Genomic DNA, 14,426 nt, shown 5'->3' on the forward strand with positions numbered 1-14,426 from the left:
CGGTGAGGGTGTGCGCCGGCCGCGGCTGGTCCCGCTCCCGCGAACGGGACCGGCCGGGCGTTGCGGGTCAGCTCTTCTTGCTCTTGGTCTTGGCGGCTTTGACCTTGCCCTTCACGGTGCCCTTGGCGTCCTGGAGCGGGGCGTACGTGCCGTACAGCGCGGGGTCGGGCTTCGGTGCCGTTCCCGGGCCGCCGAGGGGTTCGGGGTCCATCAGGTACTCGATGCCGGCCTCGGTGGTCCAGCCGCCCTTGGCTCCGTCCGGGCCGTCCGAGAGGTGCCAGATGGTGTTGTTGTGCTTCTGGTCCTCCTCGTCGAGGAGCGCGTTGGGCGCGATTTCGTCCTCGAGGCCGTCGGCCTTCAGCTCTTCGATCGCGGCCAGCCACTGCTTCTGGTGCACGGTGTCGCGGGCAAGGTTGAACTGCAGCATCGCCTTGACGCCCGGGTCGTCGGTCATGTTGTACAGCCGGGCGGTCTGCAGGCGGCCCTGCGCCTCGGCGGCGACGTTGGCGCGGAAGTCGGCCAGCAGGTTGCCGGAAGCGACGATGTACTTGCCGTTCCACGGGGTTCCGTTGCTGTCGGCCGGAAGCGCGCCGCCGCCGGCGACGATCGTCTGCTGGACGTCCATGCCGCCGATCATCGCGGCCATCACCGGGTCCTTCACGGCGGCGGCGGTGGCCGTGGCGGGCGCGCCTTCGAGGAGGCGGGCGACCATGGTGGCGAGCATTTCGACGTGCCCGATCTCCTCGGTCGCGGTGTCCATGATGAGGTCCTTGTACTTGCCTTCGATGCGGCAGTTCCAGCCCTGGAACAGGTATTGCATCGTGACGCTCATTTCGCCGAAGGCGCCGCCGATGAGCTCCTGGAGCTTGTGGGCGTACACGGCGTCGGGCTTTTCGGGCTTGGCTTCGAACTGCAGCAGCTTCGTGTGACGGAACACGGTGGTCCCTCCGTCTTCGCAGATGGGGTTCCGCCGGACATCGGCGGTCGCTGCTCTGATTCCCGGTTAGCGGGCGGTTAACCGTGGCTTCGAAATGCGCGGGATTTCCTTGCGGACGCGGAAAACCGCGTGGGTGAAGGCATGACCTTCACCCACGCGGTTTTCTTCTGTGGCGCTGCGAATTCAGCTCAGGCGGGGGCGCCGAAGACCTGAACGAGGCTCTTCTCCGTGTCGGCGCCCACTTTTTCGAACACGATCTTCGTCAGCGGCGCCGCCAGTTTCGCGGCTCCGCTGAATTCGATAGTCGCGTGGTAAGTGATCGTCGTTCCCGATCCGTTCGCCGCGGTGACGCCGATGTCGTCGGTGGAGGTCGCGGTGTCGTTGCGGCCCACGAACACCACCCGGCCCGGCTCGAGCCGGGTCAGCTCGTACGTCAGCTCGGTCTCGATGCCCGCGATCTTCGAGACGTTGCGCCACCGGGAACCGACCTCGACCGGGCCTTCGACGAGCGGTTCGCAGGAAACCGTTCCGGGGTCCCATTCTTCGGCGTTGGCGAAGTTCTTCAGGTAGTCCAGCACCCGCTCCGGCGGTGCGGCGACGTCGAAGCTGCGGGTGACATCGACCATGGGGGCTCCTTGCCTGGTGGGTGTCTTCCGGGTCAGTCGGTGCGCTGGCCGGGGCGGTCGACGTCGCCGCGCCACGCGCCCGTCTCGTGGCCGTCGCGGGTCTCGATGAACGTCTTGAACCGGTCGAGGTCGCCCTGGACCCGGCGGTCGAGGATGCCGAGCTTGTCGGCGACGTTCTCCACGAAACCCTCCGGGTCGACGTCCATCTGCACGGTGACCCGGGTGCTGGTGTCGTCGAGGCGGTGCACGGTGACGACACCGGCGTGGTCGGGGCCCGAGTCGGACTTCCACGCGACCCGCTCGTCCGGGTTCTGCTCGGTGATCGTCGCGTCGAACTCGCGGGTGACGCCGGCGACACTGACTGTCCAGTGCGTGTGGGTGGCGTCACGCTGCTCGATGTGGTCGACGCCTTCCATGAACCGGGGGAAGTCGGCGAACTGGGTCCACTGGTTGTAGACCGTGGTCACATCGGCGTCGACGTCGACGGACTTGGTGATCGTGCTCATGCGCGGATCAGCTCCTCGGGGGTGCGGGGGAATGAGCGACTGCTTCCCGGCTACCCCCTTCGCCGGGGGACAAACGCGCGAGCGCGGCGTCGTCGACGATCGCGCCGGGGCCGTCGCGCGCCACCCGGACCTGGCGCTCGGCCCCGGTTTCCCCGGCGACGACCCGCCGGAGCAGCGCCTGGGTGACCGCTTCGTCGCCGGCGGCGGCCAGCGCCGGCCGGACGTGGTTCACCAGTTCGTGGAGCAGGGCCGTGGCCGGGACGCGCCGGCCGGTCAGGGGATCGACGCCCGGTCCGTGGATGCCGTGGCGCGCGGCGGTCCACAACGCCGCGGCGGCGAGCTGACCGTCCACATCGGGCGCTTCGACGCCGCGGCCGAGGTCGGCGAGTGCGGTGCGGACCAGGGCCCGGGTGAGCGCCACCTGCAGGAGGGCTTCGTCGACCGTCCGGGCGACGTCGGCGATCCGCACTTCGACGGTCGGGTGCGCCGCCGACGGCCGGGCGGCCCAGAACGTCATCCGGTCGTCGACGAGGACGCCGCTGTCCACCAGGCGCCCGAGGCAGCGTTCGTAGGCGCCGAGGTCGCCGAAGCGGGGCGGGATGCCCCCACCGGGCAGCGGGGCCTGCTGGATCACGCGCCAGCTCTGGTGACCGGTGTGCTGTCCGTGGTGGACGGCGGAGTTCCCGGACAGCGCGAGCAACGTCGGCAGCCGGGGCCGCAGGTGATCGACGACGGCGACGGCGTGCGCCCGGTCGGGGACGCCGACGTGGACGTGGCAGCCGCAGGTCTCGTAGCCGGCGAGGACACCCCGGTAGGTGTCCCCGATGGCGTGGTGGCGCGGGCTGCCGGTCAGCCGGGGCCGGTCCCCGGCCAGCGGCGGCGTGCCGAGCGGCACGACCAGCGCGTCTTCCTCCTGCGCGGCGCCGGCCAGCACCGCGCGCTGGACGCGCAGCGCCCGGCCGACGTCGCGCAGGTCGGTGTGCACGCCGGTGACCGCTTCGACCTGCGACTGGTACAGCTCGGGCACGAACGTGCCGTCGTCCGGGAGACGGGCGAGGATCGCCGTCGCCCGGGACGCCGGTCGCCGGGTGGCGGCGTCGACGATGAGGAACTCCTCTTCGACGCCCACGGTTTCGATGCCTACGGTGCTGCCGGCCGTCATCGCCGGCCTCCTGGCTTGGCCGGGCACCGGGCGGGGTACCCGGGGCCGGTGAACGACGACACGACACGCGCCACCGTCACCCCGTACGAAGACGGCCCGCTGCTGCTGCGCGGCGACTTCGAAATCCGCTCACCGGACGGCGAGGTCATCGATCCCGGCCGGAGCACCGTCGCGCTGTGCCGGTGCGGCCTCTCGGCCGTCAAACCCTTCTGCGACGGAACGCACAAGGTCCGCGGCTTCCGGGCCCGGGGTGGCCGCTGAGCGCAGCGAAGACCGGCCGTCTTCCCAGCGCGTCAGCAGCATCCGGGCGAACTCGGCGTCCACCGCGAGCCCGCACGCCGCGCCGAAGACGACGTCGGCCGCGGCGGCCGGATTCTCGCGGGCGAACGTGCCGCAGAGATCGTGGGCGGCGATCTGCTCGTGGACGGCGTCGGCTTCGACGTGCACGTCGAAGAACCGCGTCGCGTCGGCGTCACCGCCGAGCCGGCGCAATCCGTTGCCGTAGCGGCGGTTCGGCAGCGACGAGGTCATCTCGAACGCGGCCAGGTGCCCGAGCGTGGCGCCGAGCCAGCGCCGGTGGAAGCCGAACAGCGACATCAGGTTGCTCACCGCGAGCGTCACGGCGGGGACGTCGTCGATGTAGTGGCCGTAGGCGTCGTCGAGCCCGAGCCCGCGCATGGTGGCGCGGAACAGCTCGGAGTGCATGCGCTCCAGCCTGCCGTCGCCGTACTCGTCGGACTGGATCTCCAGGAGGGCCACCTTGGCGGCGCCGGACAGGCGGGGAATGGCCCAGCTGTGCGGATCCGCTTCCTTGAGGTGGTAAACCGAGCGGTGCACGACGAACTCGCGGAACTGCCCGGCCGAAGCGCGGCGCTGCAGGAACTTCGCCAGCGAGGGCCCGTCGTCGTTCCGGACCAGCTCGAGGAGCGCTTTCGGCACGTCCTCGGGCCGCACGGCGACCGTGGGCACGAGCTCGCGCAGCCCCGCCAGCCAGCGCTTCTCCGCCTCCCGTCTGACGCGGTCGACGAACGGCGTGTGCTCCCAGCCCGGGTCGACGTCGTCGAAGCCGCGGTAGCCGAGTTCGTAGCAGATCCACAGCGTGAGCTGCAGATCGTCGTCGTGCAGCACCGGCAGCTCCGCGAAGCCCGGCAGGGGACCGCCGTCGGTGTCGTCCGGCTTCCCGCCGAGGAGCCGGTGGGCGACCGCGGTGCTCAACGGGCCGCGGGGGTGGGGCAAGAACATGGAACCTCCTGATCACTGGGCGCCCCGGATACCCATTCGGACGCTCTTCACGCGTGGCCGGACGAGCGGCCGAAGAGGAACGGCGGACCCCGCGGCACCGTTGTTCCGGCCGGCCCGCAGGTGCTATACCGGCAGCTGCCCGGTGTCGCGACGACGCGATGCCCAAGCGAGCGGAGTGTCTGGTGGCGAACCGTGCTTTGCGCTCATCCGCCGTGGTGGCGGCCCTGACCGCGCCCGTCCTCCTGCTGGGGACCGCGAGCGCGGTGGCCGCGCCCGGCTCGCCACCGGGGCGGCAGCTGACGATCGAGACGGTCTCGAACCCGCGGCCGTCCCTCGTCAGCGGGGGACAGGTCCTGGTCAGGGTCGTCCCGCCGGAGCGGACGCACGCCGGGCGGGTCACCGTCAGCGGCAACGGCCACGACGTCACGTCGAGCTTCCGCACCCAGCCGGACGGCAGCCTGCTCGGCCTGGTGACCGGCCTGCGCGACGGCGTCAACGACCTGAGCGCCCGGGCCGGCGGACCCGGCCCGGACCAGCGGGCGAACCTGCGCGTCACCAACCACCCGATCACCGGGCCCGTCTTCTCCGGCGCGCAGCAGCACCCGTTCTACTGCGAAACCCAGGCGTTCGGCCTGCCCGCGGCCTCCCAGCCCCTCTGCAGCGCGCCGACGCAGGTGAGCTACCAGTACAAGACCACCGCCGGGGCGTTCGCGCCGCTGGCGGACCCGGCGACCCGGCCCGCGGACCTCGCGACGGCCACGGTCAACGGACACGCGGTGCCGTACGTGGTCCGCGTCGAGCGCGGCACGATCGACCGCGCCGTCTACGAGATGGCGGTGCTCTACGACGGCGCGCCGTCGCCCGTCGCCCCGGACGCCGGCTGGAACGGGAAGCTGGTCTACACCTTCGGCGGCGGCTGCAACGCGGGCTACCACCAGGGCGCCGCGACCGGCGGGGTCGTCAACGACCTGTTCCTGGCCCAGGGCTACGCGGTCGCGTCGTCGACCCTGAACGTGCTCGACACCAACTGCAGCCCGATCATCTCGGCCGAAGCGGCGATGATGGTCAAGGAGCACTTCATCGAGACCTACGGCCCGGTCGCCCACACCATCGGCTGGGGTGGCTCGGGCGGGGCGATCCAGCAGTACGACATCGCCGAGAACTACCCCGGCATCGTCGACGGCATCATCCCCGGCGTCTCGTTCCCGGACCCGCTGAGCGTCGGCGGGCCGGTGTCGGACTGCCGCCTGCTCGAGCAGTACTTCGCCGGGCCGGGCGCGTCGTTCACCGCGGCGCAGAAGCAGGCCGTCGCGGGCTTCGCCAGCTACGACTCCTGCGTCTCCTGGAACCTGACCTTCGCCAGCCGCGCGACCGCGACCGGCAGCTGCAACGCGGCGATCCCGGTCGCGGCGCGGTGGGACCCGGTCACCAACCCGCGCGGGGTGAAGTGCAACTCCAACGAGCAGCTGGTGAACCAGATCGGGCGGGACCCGAAGACCGGGTTCGTGCGCAGCCCGCTGGACACCACCGGCGTGCAGTACGGCCTGGCCGCGCTGAAGGCCGGGAAGATCACCGCGGCGCAGTTCACCGACCTCAACGCCGGCATCGGCGGTCTCGACTACACCGGAAAGCCCGTGGCGCAGCGGATCGCGGCCGATCCGAAGGCGCTCAGCGCGGTTTATGCCGACGACATCATGAACTCGGCGTCGCAGGGCCTGCGGGAGACGCCGATCATCGACCAGCGGACCGATCTCGACCTCGCCGGGTTCGGCAACGACATTCACACCACCGAGTGGTCTTACGTGATGCGGCAACGGCTTCTGCGGGCCAACGGCACGGCGGCCAACCAGGTCATCATCGAAAACCACGCCACCCCGGCCGAAGCGGCGGCCGCCAGCGTCTACGAGCTGGGCGCGATGGACCGCTGGCTGACCGCGATCGACGCGGACCGCTCGCACCGGAGCCCCCAGCAGAAGGTGCTGGCGAACCGGCCGGCCGATCTCGGCGACGGGTGTTACCTCTCGGCCGCGTCGCGCATCACCGAGAAGCTGACGTACCCGGCGAGCGGCCAGTGCGGCGCGCAGTACCCGGTGGCGGCCAACACCCGGATGGTCGCGGGGGAGAGCCTGGCCCTCGATGTGCTGAAATGCCGGCTGAAGCCGCTCGACTTCCGCGACTACCCGGTCGCCTTCACCGCCGCGGAACGGCAGCGGTTGCGCGCGACGTTCCCCGGCGGGGTGTGCGACTACGGCCGTCCGGGCGTCGGGCAGCGCGCCCCGATCGGGACCTGGCTGAGCTACGGCGACGAACGGACCGGCACCACCCCGCCGACGAAGGTGTGGTGACGGAGGCGGGTCAGCCGGGCGGGTTCCCGTAACCGCGCAGGAACAGCGCTTCGGTCAGCGCCATGGCCGCGATCTCCTGGGGTGCCACGCTTTCGTTGGGCGCGTGGATGCGCGACCGCGGTTCCTCGACGCCGATGAGGAGAATCTCCGCGTCCGGGTAGGTTTCGGCGAAGACCGTGCACAGCGGGATCGACCCGCCCTGCCCGAGCCGGCTCATCGGGGTCCCGTACGCGGTCCGCATGGCCTCGCCCAGCACGTGGTGGGCGAGGCCGTGGGTGGCCGGGCGGAACGGGCGGCCGCTCGCCTCGATCGCCACCGACAGGCGGGCGCCGCGCGGGGTGGCCGCGATCAGGTGCTCGGTCAGGGCGCGCGCCGCTTCGTGCGGCTCGATGCCGGGTGGGATGCGGAGGTTCAGCCTGGCCCTGGCCCGCGGGGTGATGGCCGCGGCGGAGCCGACGACCGGCGGGCAGTCGATGCCGAGCACCGTCAGCGCCGGCCGGGCCCACAGCATGTCCGCGACGCCGGCATCACCGTCGGCACCGAGCAGGGCGGCGTCGGGGGACAGTCCCGCGTCCGCCCGGAACTGGGCCGCCGGGTAGGGGGCGCCGGACCAGCGGCCGTCGCCGGGCAGGCCGTCGACGGTCGTGGCGCCGTCGGCGTCACGCAAGGAGGCCAGCACCGACACCAAAGCGGCCAGCGCGTCCGGGGCGGGGCCGCCGAACATGCCGGAGTGCAGCTCGGACGGCAGCGCCTCGACGGAGACGACGACGTTGACCATGCCACGCAGGCTGACCGTGACGGCGGGCCGCCCGACCGCGACGTTCCCGGTGTCGCACACCAGGATCGCGTCCGCCCGCAGGAGGTCGGCGTGCTCCGGGACGAACGCCTCCAGACCGCCGGTGCCCTGCTCCTCCGAACCTTCGACGACCAGCTTGAGGTCGACCGGCAGGTCGTCGCCGAGCGCGCGCAACGCCGTGAGGTGCATGAGGATGTTGCCCTTGCAGTCGGCCGCGCCGCGCCCGTACCAGCGGCCGTCCACCTCGGTCAGCCGGAACGGCGGTGTCCGCCAGGCGCCGGGGTCCAGCGGCGGCTGGACGTCGTAGTGCGCGTAGAGGAGCACCGTCGGCGCGTTTTCCCGGCCGCACGAACGGAAACCGAGCACGGCCTGGCTGCCGTCTGGGGTGTCCGCCACCCGGGTGTCGAACCCGGTGTCCGCGAACGCGCCGGCCACCCAGGCCGCGGCCCGCCGGCACTCTTCGGGTGGGAACTGCCGCGGGTCCGCGACGGAGGGGATCGCGACGAGGTCGGCGAGGTCTTCGCGCGCTCGTGGCATGAGCCCGTTCACGCGGGCACGGAGGTCCATCGCGCTCACCCGCCCGTCGCGAGCTTCTCGGGACAATAGATTTCGATGACGAGCCGCTGTGCGCGCGCCGCGGCTTCGGGCGAAAGCACCCGGCGGGCCCCGGGCGTGGGCGTCGCGCCCGGGTCGGCGCAGGTCGAGCCGCCGTCCGTGCCGAGCAGCCGGACGACCTGGTCCCGCGACGGCGTCCGCGCACCCGCCTGGGCCAGCCGCGAGACGAGCAGGTCGGCCTTCGCCTCGGCTTCGGCGGAGACCCGGGCGGAGTGGAAGAGCAGGTACCCGGCCACCAGGAGGCCGCCCAGCACGACCCCCACGACGAGGTAGACCACCACCCGTTGCCCGCCGGTCGATCGTTCGTCCACAGTGGTCACGACGTGCTCACCTCCGGCAGCCGCCACGACGGCTTGCGCAGGCGGTAGAACAGGAAGGGCACCAGCAGGCCGAGGCCGAGGGCGCCGCCCGCGACGACCCCGAGGTAGATCCACGGGTTGCCCGAGCCGAACTGGGACGGCGGGACGAACCCGACCAGCAGTGCGGCGAGGGACGCGCAGAACCCGACACCGCACAGCCCGAGCAGCATCGGCGCGCGGTACCCGCGCGGGTGTTCGGGGTGCTTGCGCCGCAACCGCACCGCCGCGACGAACATCAGCAGGTACATGATCAGGTACACCTGGGTGGTGATCACCGAGAAGATCCAGTACGCGCTCGAGACGTCCGGGATGAACGCGTAGCACAGGGCGATCAGCGTGGTGAGCACGCCCTGGGTGACGAGGATGTTCTGCTGCACGCCCTGTTTGTTGAGCCGCTGCAGGAACGGCGGCAGGTACCCCTCCTGCCGGGAGATCAGCAGCAGGCCCTTCGACGGGCCGGCCAGCCAGGTCAGCATCCCGCCGAGCGAGGCCAGGACGAGCATGACACCGATCAGCGGCGTCAGCCACTGGATGCCGAAGGTGGTGAACACGGCTTCGAAGGCCTGCATCACCCCGGCCGTGAGCGACAGCTGGTCGGCGGGGATGACCCAGCTGATCGCCAGCGCGGGCAGGACGAAGATGAGCAGCACCAGCCCCATCGCCAGGAACATGGCCCGCGGGAACTCCTTGCCCGGTTCGCGCAGCGACGAGACGTGCACGGCGTTCATCTCCATGCCGGAGTAGGACAGGAAGTTGTTGACGATCAGCACGAGGCTCGCGAGCCCGGCCCACGCGGGGAGCAGGTGGTCCGCCGACATCGGCGCGGCGGAGGGGTGGCCCTGGGCCAGGAACACGATGCCGAGGACCACGAGGAGCGCGCCGGGAACCAGGGTCCCGATGACGAGCCCGCCGCCGGCGAGCCCGGCCACGCCCTTGGTGCCGCGGGAGGAGATCCAGACCCCCGACCAGTAGGCGACGACGATGACGGCGGCGGTCCACCACCCGTTGTCCGCCAGGCTCGGGTCGAAGACGTACGCGAGCGTGCTCGCGACGTACCCGAGCAGGCTCGGGTAGTAGAAGATCGTCATCGCGAACTGGCACCAGACCGCCAGGAAGCCCATCGGCTTGGAGATCCCGAGCGCCACCCAGTTGTAGACCCCGCCCGGCCAGCCGGAGGCCAGCTCGGCCGAGACCAGGGAGGTCGGCAGCAGGAACACGATCGCCGGGACGACGTAGAGGAAGACGGCGGCGAGGCCGTAGACGGCCATCGTCGGCGCCGGGCGCAGGCTCGCGACGGAACTGGTCGTCATGAGCGCGAGCGCGATCCAGGAGATCCACGCGGCGGCCGGCGGTTTCGCGCGGCCGGTTCCCGCGGTGGCCGGCGGTGACGCCCCGGGTGACTCCGGTGGCCGGTGCGGTCGGTTCGTGGCGGTCATGGGTGGTGGCCTCCCGGCTTCACGTCGGTGGGGTGCCTCATCGTGTTCCGCGCCGGGCCCGGCCGGGTCACCCGTCGCGGGCGAGACCGGCGGGCGGCGGGTCAGCCGAGCGCGGCGTCGAGCGTGACGGCGGCGTCGATGAGGGCGAGGTGGGTGAAGGCCTGCGGGAAGTTGCCGAGCTGCTCGCCGGTCGGCGCGATTTCCTCGGCGTAGAGGCCGACGTGGTTGGCGTAGGTGAGCATCTTCTCGAACGCCGTGCGGGCTTCCTCGAGCCGGCCCGCGCGGGCCAGCGCGTCGACGTAGGTGAAGCTGCACAAGGAAAAGGTGCCTTCGTCGCCGCTGAGACCGTCCGGGGACGCGGCCGGGTCGTAGCGGTAGACCAGGCTGTCGGTGACCAGCTCGGCCCGGATCGCGTCCAGTGTGGACAGCCACAGCGGGTCGTGGGCGGGGAGGAAACCGGTGCGGGGCATGCGCAGCAGGGCCGCGTCCAGCTCCTCGCCGGTGTAGTGCTGGACGAAGGCGTTGCGCGTCCGGTGCCAGCCGCGGCCGAGGATCTGGCCGTAGATGGTGTCGCGCTGCCAGGCCCAGTCCTCGACCGGCGCGGGGCGGCCGTGGGCGGCGGCCAGCCGGATGCCGCGGTCGAAGGCGACCCAGCTCATCAAGCGGCCGTAGGTGAACGACCGGCGGCCGCCCCGGGTCTCCCAGATGCCTTCTTCGGCCTGGTCCCAGTGTTCGGCGAGCCAATCCAGCGCCGCCCGCAGGGCGGTCCAGCCCTGGTGGGGGAGCTCGAACCCGGCGCGGTCGGCGGCGTAGACGCTGTCGAGGGCCTCGCCGTAGATGTCGAGCTGCAGCTGCCCGGCCGCGTCGTTGCCGATCCGCACCGGGCTCGACCCCCGGTAGCCGGACCAGTGCGCGAGGCTCTCCTCCTGCAGGTCGGTGGCGCCGTCGACGCGGTACAGCACCGCGAGCGGCCCGCCGCTGCCCGCCCGGCCTTCGCGGATGCGGTCGCCCAGCCAGCTCCCGAACCGGGCCGCTTCCTCGGTGAAGCCGAGGGCCAGCAACGCCGAAACCGAGAACGACGCGTCCCGGACCCAGGTGTAGCGGTAGTCCCAGTTGCGCTCCCCGCCGATCCGCTCGGGCAGGCCGAGGGTGGGCGCGGCGACCAGTCCGCCGGTCGGTGCGTAGGTGAGCAGCTTGAGGGTGATCGCCGAGCGGGCCACGACCTCCCGCCAGCGGCCGCGGTAGGTCGAGCGGGCCAGCCACGCGCGCCACCAGTCCACGGTGGTGTCGAAGAGCTCCGTGAACTCGGCGACGCGGATTTCGCGCGGGGGCGCCGCGGCGTCGGTCTCGAGCACGAGCCCGCGGACCTGCCGCGCGGTCAGGGTGAGCCGCAGGTGCACGTCGCCCTCCTCGACGCGCGCGTCGGCGAGGTGTTCGTCGCCGGGCTCGCGGACCGCGTGCAGCACCAGGGAAGTACCCCGCGCGTTGAACACGGCCCCGCTCCGGACGAGCGTCGCCTGGTGCGGACGGCGGCCGTAGTCGAAGCGGGGGGCGACCAGCACGTCGAAGGTCATCCGGCCGCGGACGCAGCGCACGAGCCGGGCGATCCGGTGTTCGGTGGTGGCGGCCGGGCCGCAGGGCGGCATGAAGTCGACCACCTCGCCGATGCCGTCCGGGCCGGAGAAGCGGGTGATCAGCACCGCGGTGTCCGGGTGGTACATCTGCGACGTCGTGTGCTCGCCGGCCGGGCGGATGCGGAACCGGCCGCCGCGTTCGTCGTCGAGCAGCGCGCCGAAGACCGACGGGGAATCGAAGCGGGGGCAGCAGAACCAGTCGATCGACCCGTCGGTCGTCACCAGCGCGGCGGTCTGCAGGTCGCCGATGATCCCGTGCTCGGCGATCGTCGTCTCGGTCATGGGCTCCTCCACGGCAGGCGGGTCCGGTCGCCTGCACCGTCGCGGGAGCGGGTGGGCGCTGCCTCATCCGCGTGGGGTGAGGTGGCCCGGCGGCGGTCGCGCCACCGTGTGCGGTACCCGACCGGAAGGCCCGCCGATGATCGTGCTGCCCCTGGCGCTCGCCCAGTTCGTCGCCAGCTACGCGGCGACCACCATGACCGTGGCCGTCACCGACATCGCCGCCGACCTCGGCACCACGGTGATCGGCGTGCAGACGGCGATCACCGTGTTCACCCTCACCATGGCGTCGCTCATGGTGCCCGGCAGCAAGCTGAGCGACCTGCTGGGCCGCAAGCGGTGCTTCCTGGCCGGGCTGGTCGTCTACGGCGCGGGCGCGCTGCTGGCCTCGGCGGCCCCCGGACCGGGGCTGCTGATCACCGGTTACTCGGTGCTGGAGGGGATCGGGTCGGCGCTGATGATCCCGCCGATCTACATCCTGGTCACGGTGACCAGCCGCGACGTCGAGACCCGTGCCCGCGCGTTCGGCGTGGTGAGCGGGGCGGGCGCGCTGGGTGCCGCGGCCGGGCCGCTGGTCGGCGGCCTGGTCACGACGTGGCTCGGGTGGCGTGCATCCTTTCTCCTGCAGGTGCTCCTGGTCGTGCTGATCCTCCTGCTGGCGCTGCGCCTCCCCGAGCCGCCCGCCCCGCCCCGCGAGAAGCGGTTCGACGTCGCCGGCGCGATCCTGTCGGCGGCCGGCCTGTTCTTCGTCGTCTTCGGCGTCCTGCAGGCGGGCACGTACGGCTGGCTGGTCTCACGGGCGGACTTCGCCGTCGGCGGGGTCGTGCTGCTGCGGGCCGGCGGGCTCTCGCCGGTGTGGCTGTTCGCCGGCATCGGCGCCGCCTTCCTGTGGGTGTTCTTCGCACACGTCCGCGCGCGGGAGCGGGCGGGCCGTGAGCCGCTCGTGCCCTCGGGGCTCTTCCGCGACCGCGTCACCGGGCTCGGGCTGCTGACCCAGCACGTGCAGTGGCTCGTCCTGCAGGGCTCGTTCTTCGTCGTGGCGGTCTTCCTGCAGCAGGTTCGCGGCTACGACGCGATCGAAACCGGGCTGATGCTGACCCCCGCGACGGTCGGCATCCTGGGCGCCTCGGCCACCGCCGGCCGGATGGCGCGGCGGCATCCCCAGCGGCGCCTGGTCCGCGCCGGCTTCGTCCTCGCCCTCGCGGGGCTGGTCCTCGTCCTGCTGCTGGTGCGGGCCGGCTCCGGCGTGGCGAGCGCGATCCCCGGGCTGTTCCTGCTCGGTGCCGGGGTCGGGATCATGCTGACGGCGTCGGTGAACCTGGTGCAGTCCCGGTTTCCGGACTCCGCCCAGGGCGACATCTCGGGGGTGTCGCGCAGCGTGTCGAACCTCGGCTCGGCGGTGGGGACGGCGCTCGCCGGCGCCGTCCTGGCCGGGACGCCGCACCTCGGCGGACGGTCCTTCGCGCTGGCTCTCGCGACCTTGGCGGTCGTGGCGGTGGCCGGGCTGGTCGCCGCCCTGCTGCTGCCGGCGCCGGACTGATCCGTCCCTTGTGGACGAACGCCGGTGCCGCACGGCGGTCACGATCACCCGCAGCACCACGCTCAGCACCACCAGGTCCGCGGCCATCTGGAAGGTCACCAGCACCCGGGCGGCTGGCGAGATCGGTGTGATGTCGCCGAAGCCGACCGTGGCGAACACGGTGACCGTGAAGTAGAGCGCGTCGGTGCGGGTCAGGCCGGTGCCGAAGGACCCCGGCCGGTCGTGGGCGAGCACGTAGTAGACGTCGGCGAACAGGAGCAGGAACAGCGGGACGACGAGCGCGAGCGCCTGGACGCCCTGCCAGGCGGGGTAGGGCGAGCGCAGGATCATCCGCACCTCGCCGGCGACCAGCAGGACCACGACGGCGAGACCGGCGGCGAAGACGGCCACCGTCCACGGCCGCAGGGCCTGGTCGACCGGGAGCAGGTAGTACAGGCAGAGCAGCGCGGTGACCGTCAGCAGGGGTCGAAGCACCGCGAGGTGGACGAACCGCCACCGCCGCGTCGCGGTCAACGCGCGAGAGCCTTCTGCTTGAGCGCGTGGTATTCCGCGTCGTCGATGACGCCTTCCTCCAGCAGCCGCCGGGCTTCGGCGATCTGCGCCGCGCCCGTGGTGTCCGAAGTGGACACCGAGCGGACGTAGTCCTCGAACCGGCGCTGCTGGGCCAGGTGGTACGCCCGCCGCCGTTCACCGAGGTGCCTGCCCTGGATGCCCAGGTACAGCAGGACGCCGAGGATCGGCAGCACGAGCACCAGCACCGTCCAGCCGGCCTTGGCCCAGCCGGACACGTCGGTGCGGCGGTACAGGTCGCCCAGTGCCACGAACAGCAGGCAGAACCAGGCGACCCAGCAGAAGAAGACCAGCATCGTCCCCAAGAGGTCGAAGAACGGGTACTCCGCGTTCGCCAGGGTCATGACGTCTCCTCACACACGGGATCGGGGCCGGGCAC

The 14,426-nt window shown here is 72.1% G+C and carries 12 protein-coding genes and 2 pseudogenes; 3 read left to right on the plus strand and 11 right to left on the minus strand.

The annotated features are described in order from the left end of the window. Positions 1 to 67: 67 nt before the first annotated feature. The 4 genes from AA23TX_RS34640 to AA23TX_RS34655 all read right to left on the minus strand — a co-directional run bounded on the left by AA23TX_RS34640 (position 68) and on the right by AA23TX_RS34655 (position 3,231). Complete coding sequence (locus tag AA23TX_RS34640) at positions 68 to 937, minus strand: manganese catalase (RefSeq protein ID WP_155546909.1); 870 nt, start codon at positions 935 to 937, stop codon at positions 68 to 70. Positions 938 to 1,125: 188 nt separating this feature from the next. After that, positions 1,126 to 1,563 (minus strand): SRPBCC family protein, encoded by a 438-nt coding sequence (locus AA23TX_RS34645; protein ID WP_155546910.1) that lies wholly within the window; start codon positions 1,561 to 1,563, stop codon positions 1,126 to 1,128. A 32-nt stretch (positions 1,564 to 1,595) separates the two neighbouring features. Then, the gene (locus tag AA23TX_RS34650) at positions 1,596 to 2,069 is read right to left on the minus strand and encodes an SRPBCC family protein (RefSeq protein WP_155546911.1); all 474 of its coding nucleotides are present in this window, start codon (positions 2,067 to 2,069) and stop codon (positions 1,596 to 1,598) included. 7 nt (positions 2,070 to 2,076) lie between these two features. Continuing rightward, positions 2,077 to 3,231 carry a carboxylate-amine ligase gene (locus tag AA23TX_RS34655; protein WP_155546912.1) on the minus strand — a complete coding sequence of 385 codons (1,155 nt, stop codon included), beginning with the start codon at positions 3,229 to 3,231 and terminating at the stop codon, positions 2,077 to 2,079. Positions 3,232 to 3,279: 48 nt separating this feature from the next. Between AA23TX_RS34655 and AA23TX_RS50485 the strand changes: the two are divergent. Next, a pseudogene (locus AA23TX_RS50485) lies at positions 3,280 to 3,399 on the plus strand (hypothetical protein); the annotation flags it as partial. Here the strand turns inward: AA23TX_RS50485 and AA23TX_RS34665 are convergent. After that, the gene (locus tag AA23TX_RS34665) at positions 3,361 to 4,473 is read right to left on the minus strand and encodes an iron-containing redox enzyme family protein (RefSeq protein ID WP_230862889.1); all 1,113 of its coding nucleotides are present in this window, start codon (positions 4,471 to 4,473) and stop codon (positions 3,361 to 3,363) included. The pseudogene AA23TX_RS50485 and the gene AA23TX_RS34665 sit on opposite strands and share 39 nt — an antisense overlap. 182 nt (positions 4,474 to 4,655) lie before the next feature. On the opposite strand from AA23TX_RS34665, the gene AA23TX_RS34670 reads away from it, so the two are divergent. Beyond that, on the plus strand, positions 4,656 to 6,818 hold the full coding sequence (locus AA23TX_RS34670; protein ID WP_155546914.1) for a DUF6351 family protein: 2,163 nt from the start codon (positions 4,656 to 4,658) through the stop codon (positions 6,816 to 6,818). A gap of 10 nt (positions 6,819 to 6,828) precedes the next feature. Here AA23TX_RS34670 and AA23TX_RS34675 read toward each other — a convergent pair whose 3' ends face one another. The 4 genes from AA23TX_RS34675 to AA23TX_RS34690 all read right to left on the minus strand — a co-directional run bounded on the left by AA23TX_RS34675 (position 6,829) and on the right by AA23TX_RS34690 (position 11,940). After that, the gene (locus AA23TX_RS34675) at positions 6,829 to 8,181 is read right to left on the minus strand and encodes a dipeptidase (RefSeq protein WP_155546915.1); all 1,353 of its coding nucleotides are present in this window, start codon (positions 8,179 to 8,181) and stop codon (positions 6,829 to 6,831) included. Positions 8,182 to 8,186: 5 nt separating this feature from the next. Further along, positions 8,187 to 8,549 carry a hypothetical protein gene (locus AA23TX_RS34680; protein WP_155546916.1) on the minus strand — a complete coding sequence of 121 codons (363 nt, stop codon included), beginning with the start codon at positions 8,547 to 8,549 and terminating at the stop codon, positions 8,187 to 8,189. Then, positions 8,546 to 10,024 (minus strand): glutamate/gamma-aminobutyrate antiporter GadC, encoded by a 1,479-nt coding sequence (gadC, locus tag AA23TX_RS34685; RefSeq protein WP_155546917.1) that lies wholly within the window; start codon positions 10,022 to 10,024, stop codon positions 8,546 to 8,548. Before gadC ends, AA23TX_RS34680 begins: the two co-directional genes overlap by 4 nt. Before the next feature lie 101 nt (positions 10,025 to 10,125). Then, entirely contained in the window at positions 10,126 to 11,940 is a 1,815-nt protein-coding gene (locus AA23TX_RS34690) for a glycoside hydrolase family 15 protein (RefSeq protein ID WP_155546918.1), read from the minus strand. Positions 11,941 to 12,076: 136 nt separating this feature from the next. Between AA23TX_RS34690 and AA23TX_RS34695 the strand changes: the two genes are divergently transcribed. Then, positions 12,077 to 13,477 (plus strand): MFS transporter, encoded by a 1,401-nt coding sequence (locus tag AA23TX_RS34695; RefSeq protein WP_155546919.1) that lies wholly within the window; start codon positions 12,077 to 12,079, stop codon positions 13,475 to 13,477. A gap of 90 nt (positions 13,478 to 13,567) precedes the next feature. Here the strand turns inward: AA23TX_RS34695 and AA23TX_RS50490 are convergent. Both AA23TX_RS50490 and AA23TX_RS34705 read right to left on the minus strand, forming a co-directional pair. After that, positions 13,568 to 13,807, minus strand: a pseudogene (locus tag AA23TX_RS50490) (potassium channel family protein); the annotation flags it as partial. Between the two features lie 179 nt (positions 13,808 to 13,986). After that, the gene (locus tag AA23TX_RS34705) at positions 13,987 to 14,391 is read right to left on the minus strand and encodes an SHOCT domain-containing protein (protein ID WP_155546920.1); all 405 of its coding nucleotides are present in this window, start codon (positions 14,389 to 14,391) and stop codon (positions 13,987 to 13,989) included. Positions 14,392 to 14,426: the final 35 nt, after the last annotated feature.

Origin of the sequence: Amycolatopsis camponoti, from assembly GCF_902497555.1 — a bacterium.
GTDB classification, from domain to species: Bacteria; Actinomycetota; Actinomycetes; order Mycobacteriales; family Pseudonocardiaceae; genus Amycolatopsis; species Amycolatopsis camponoti.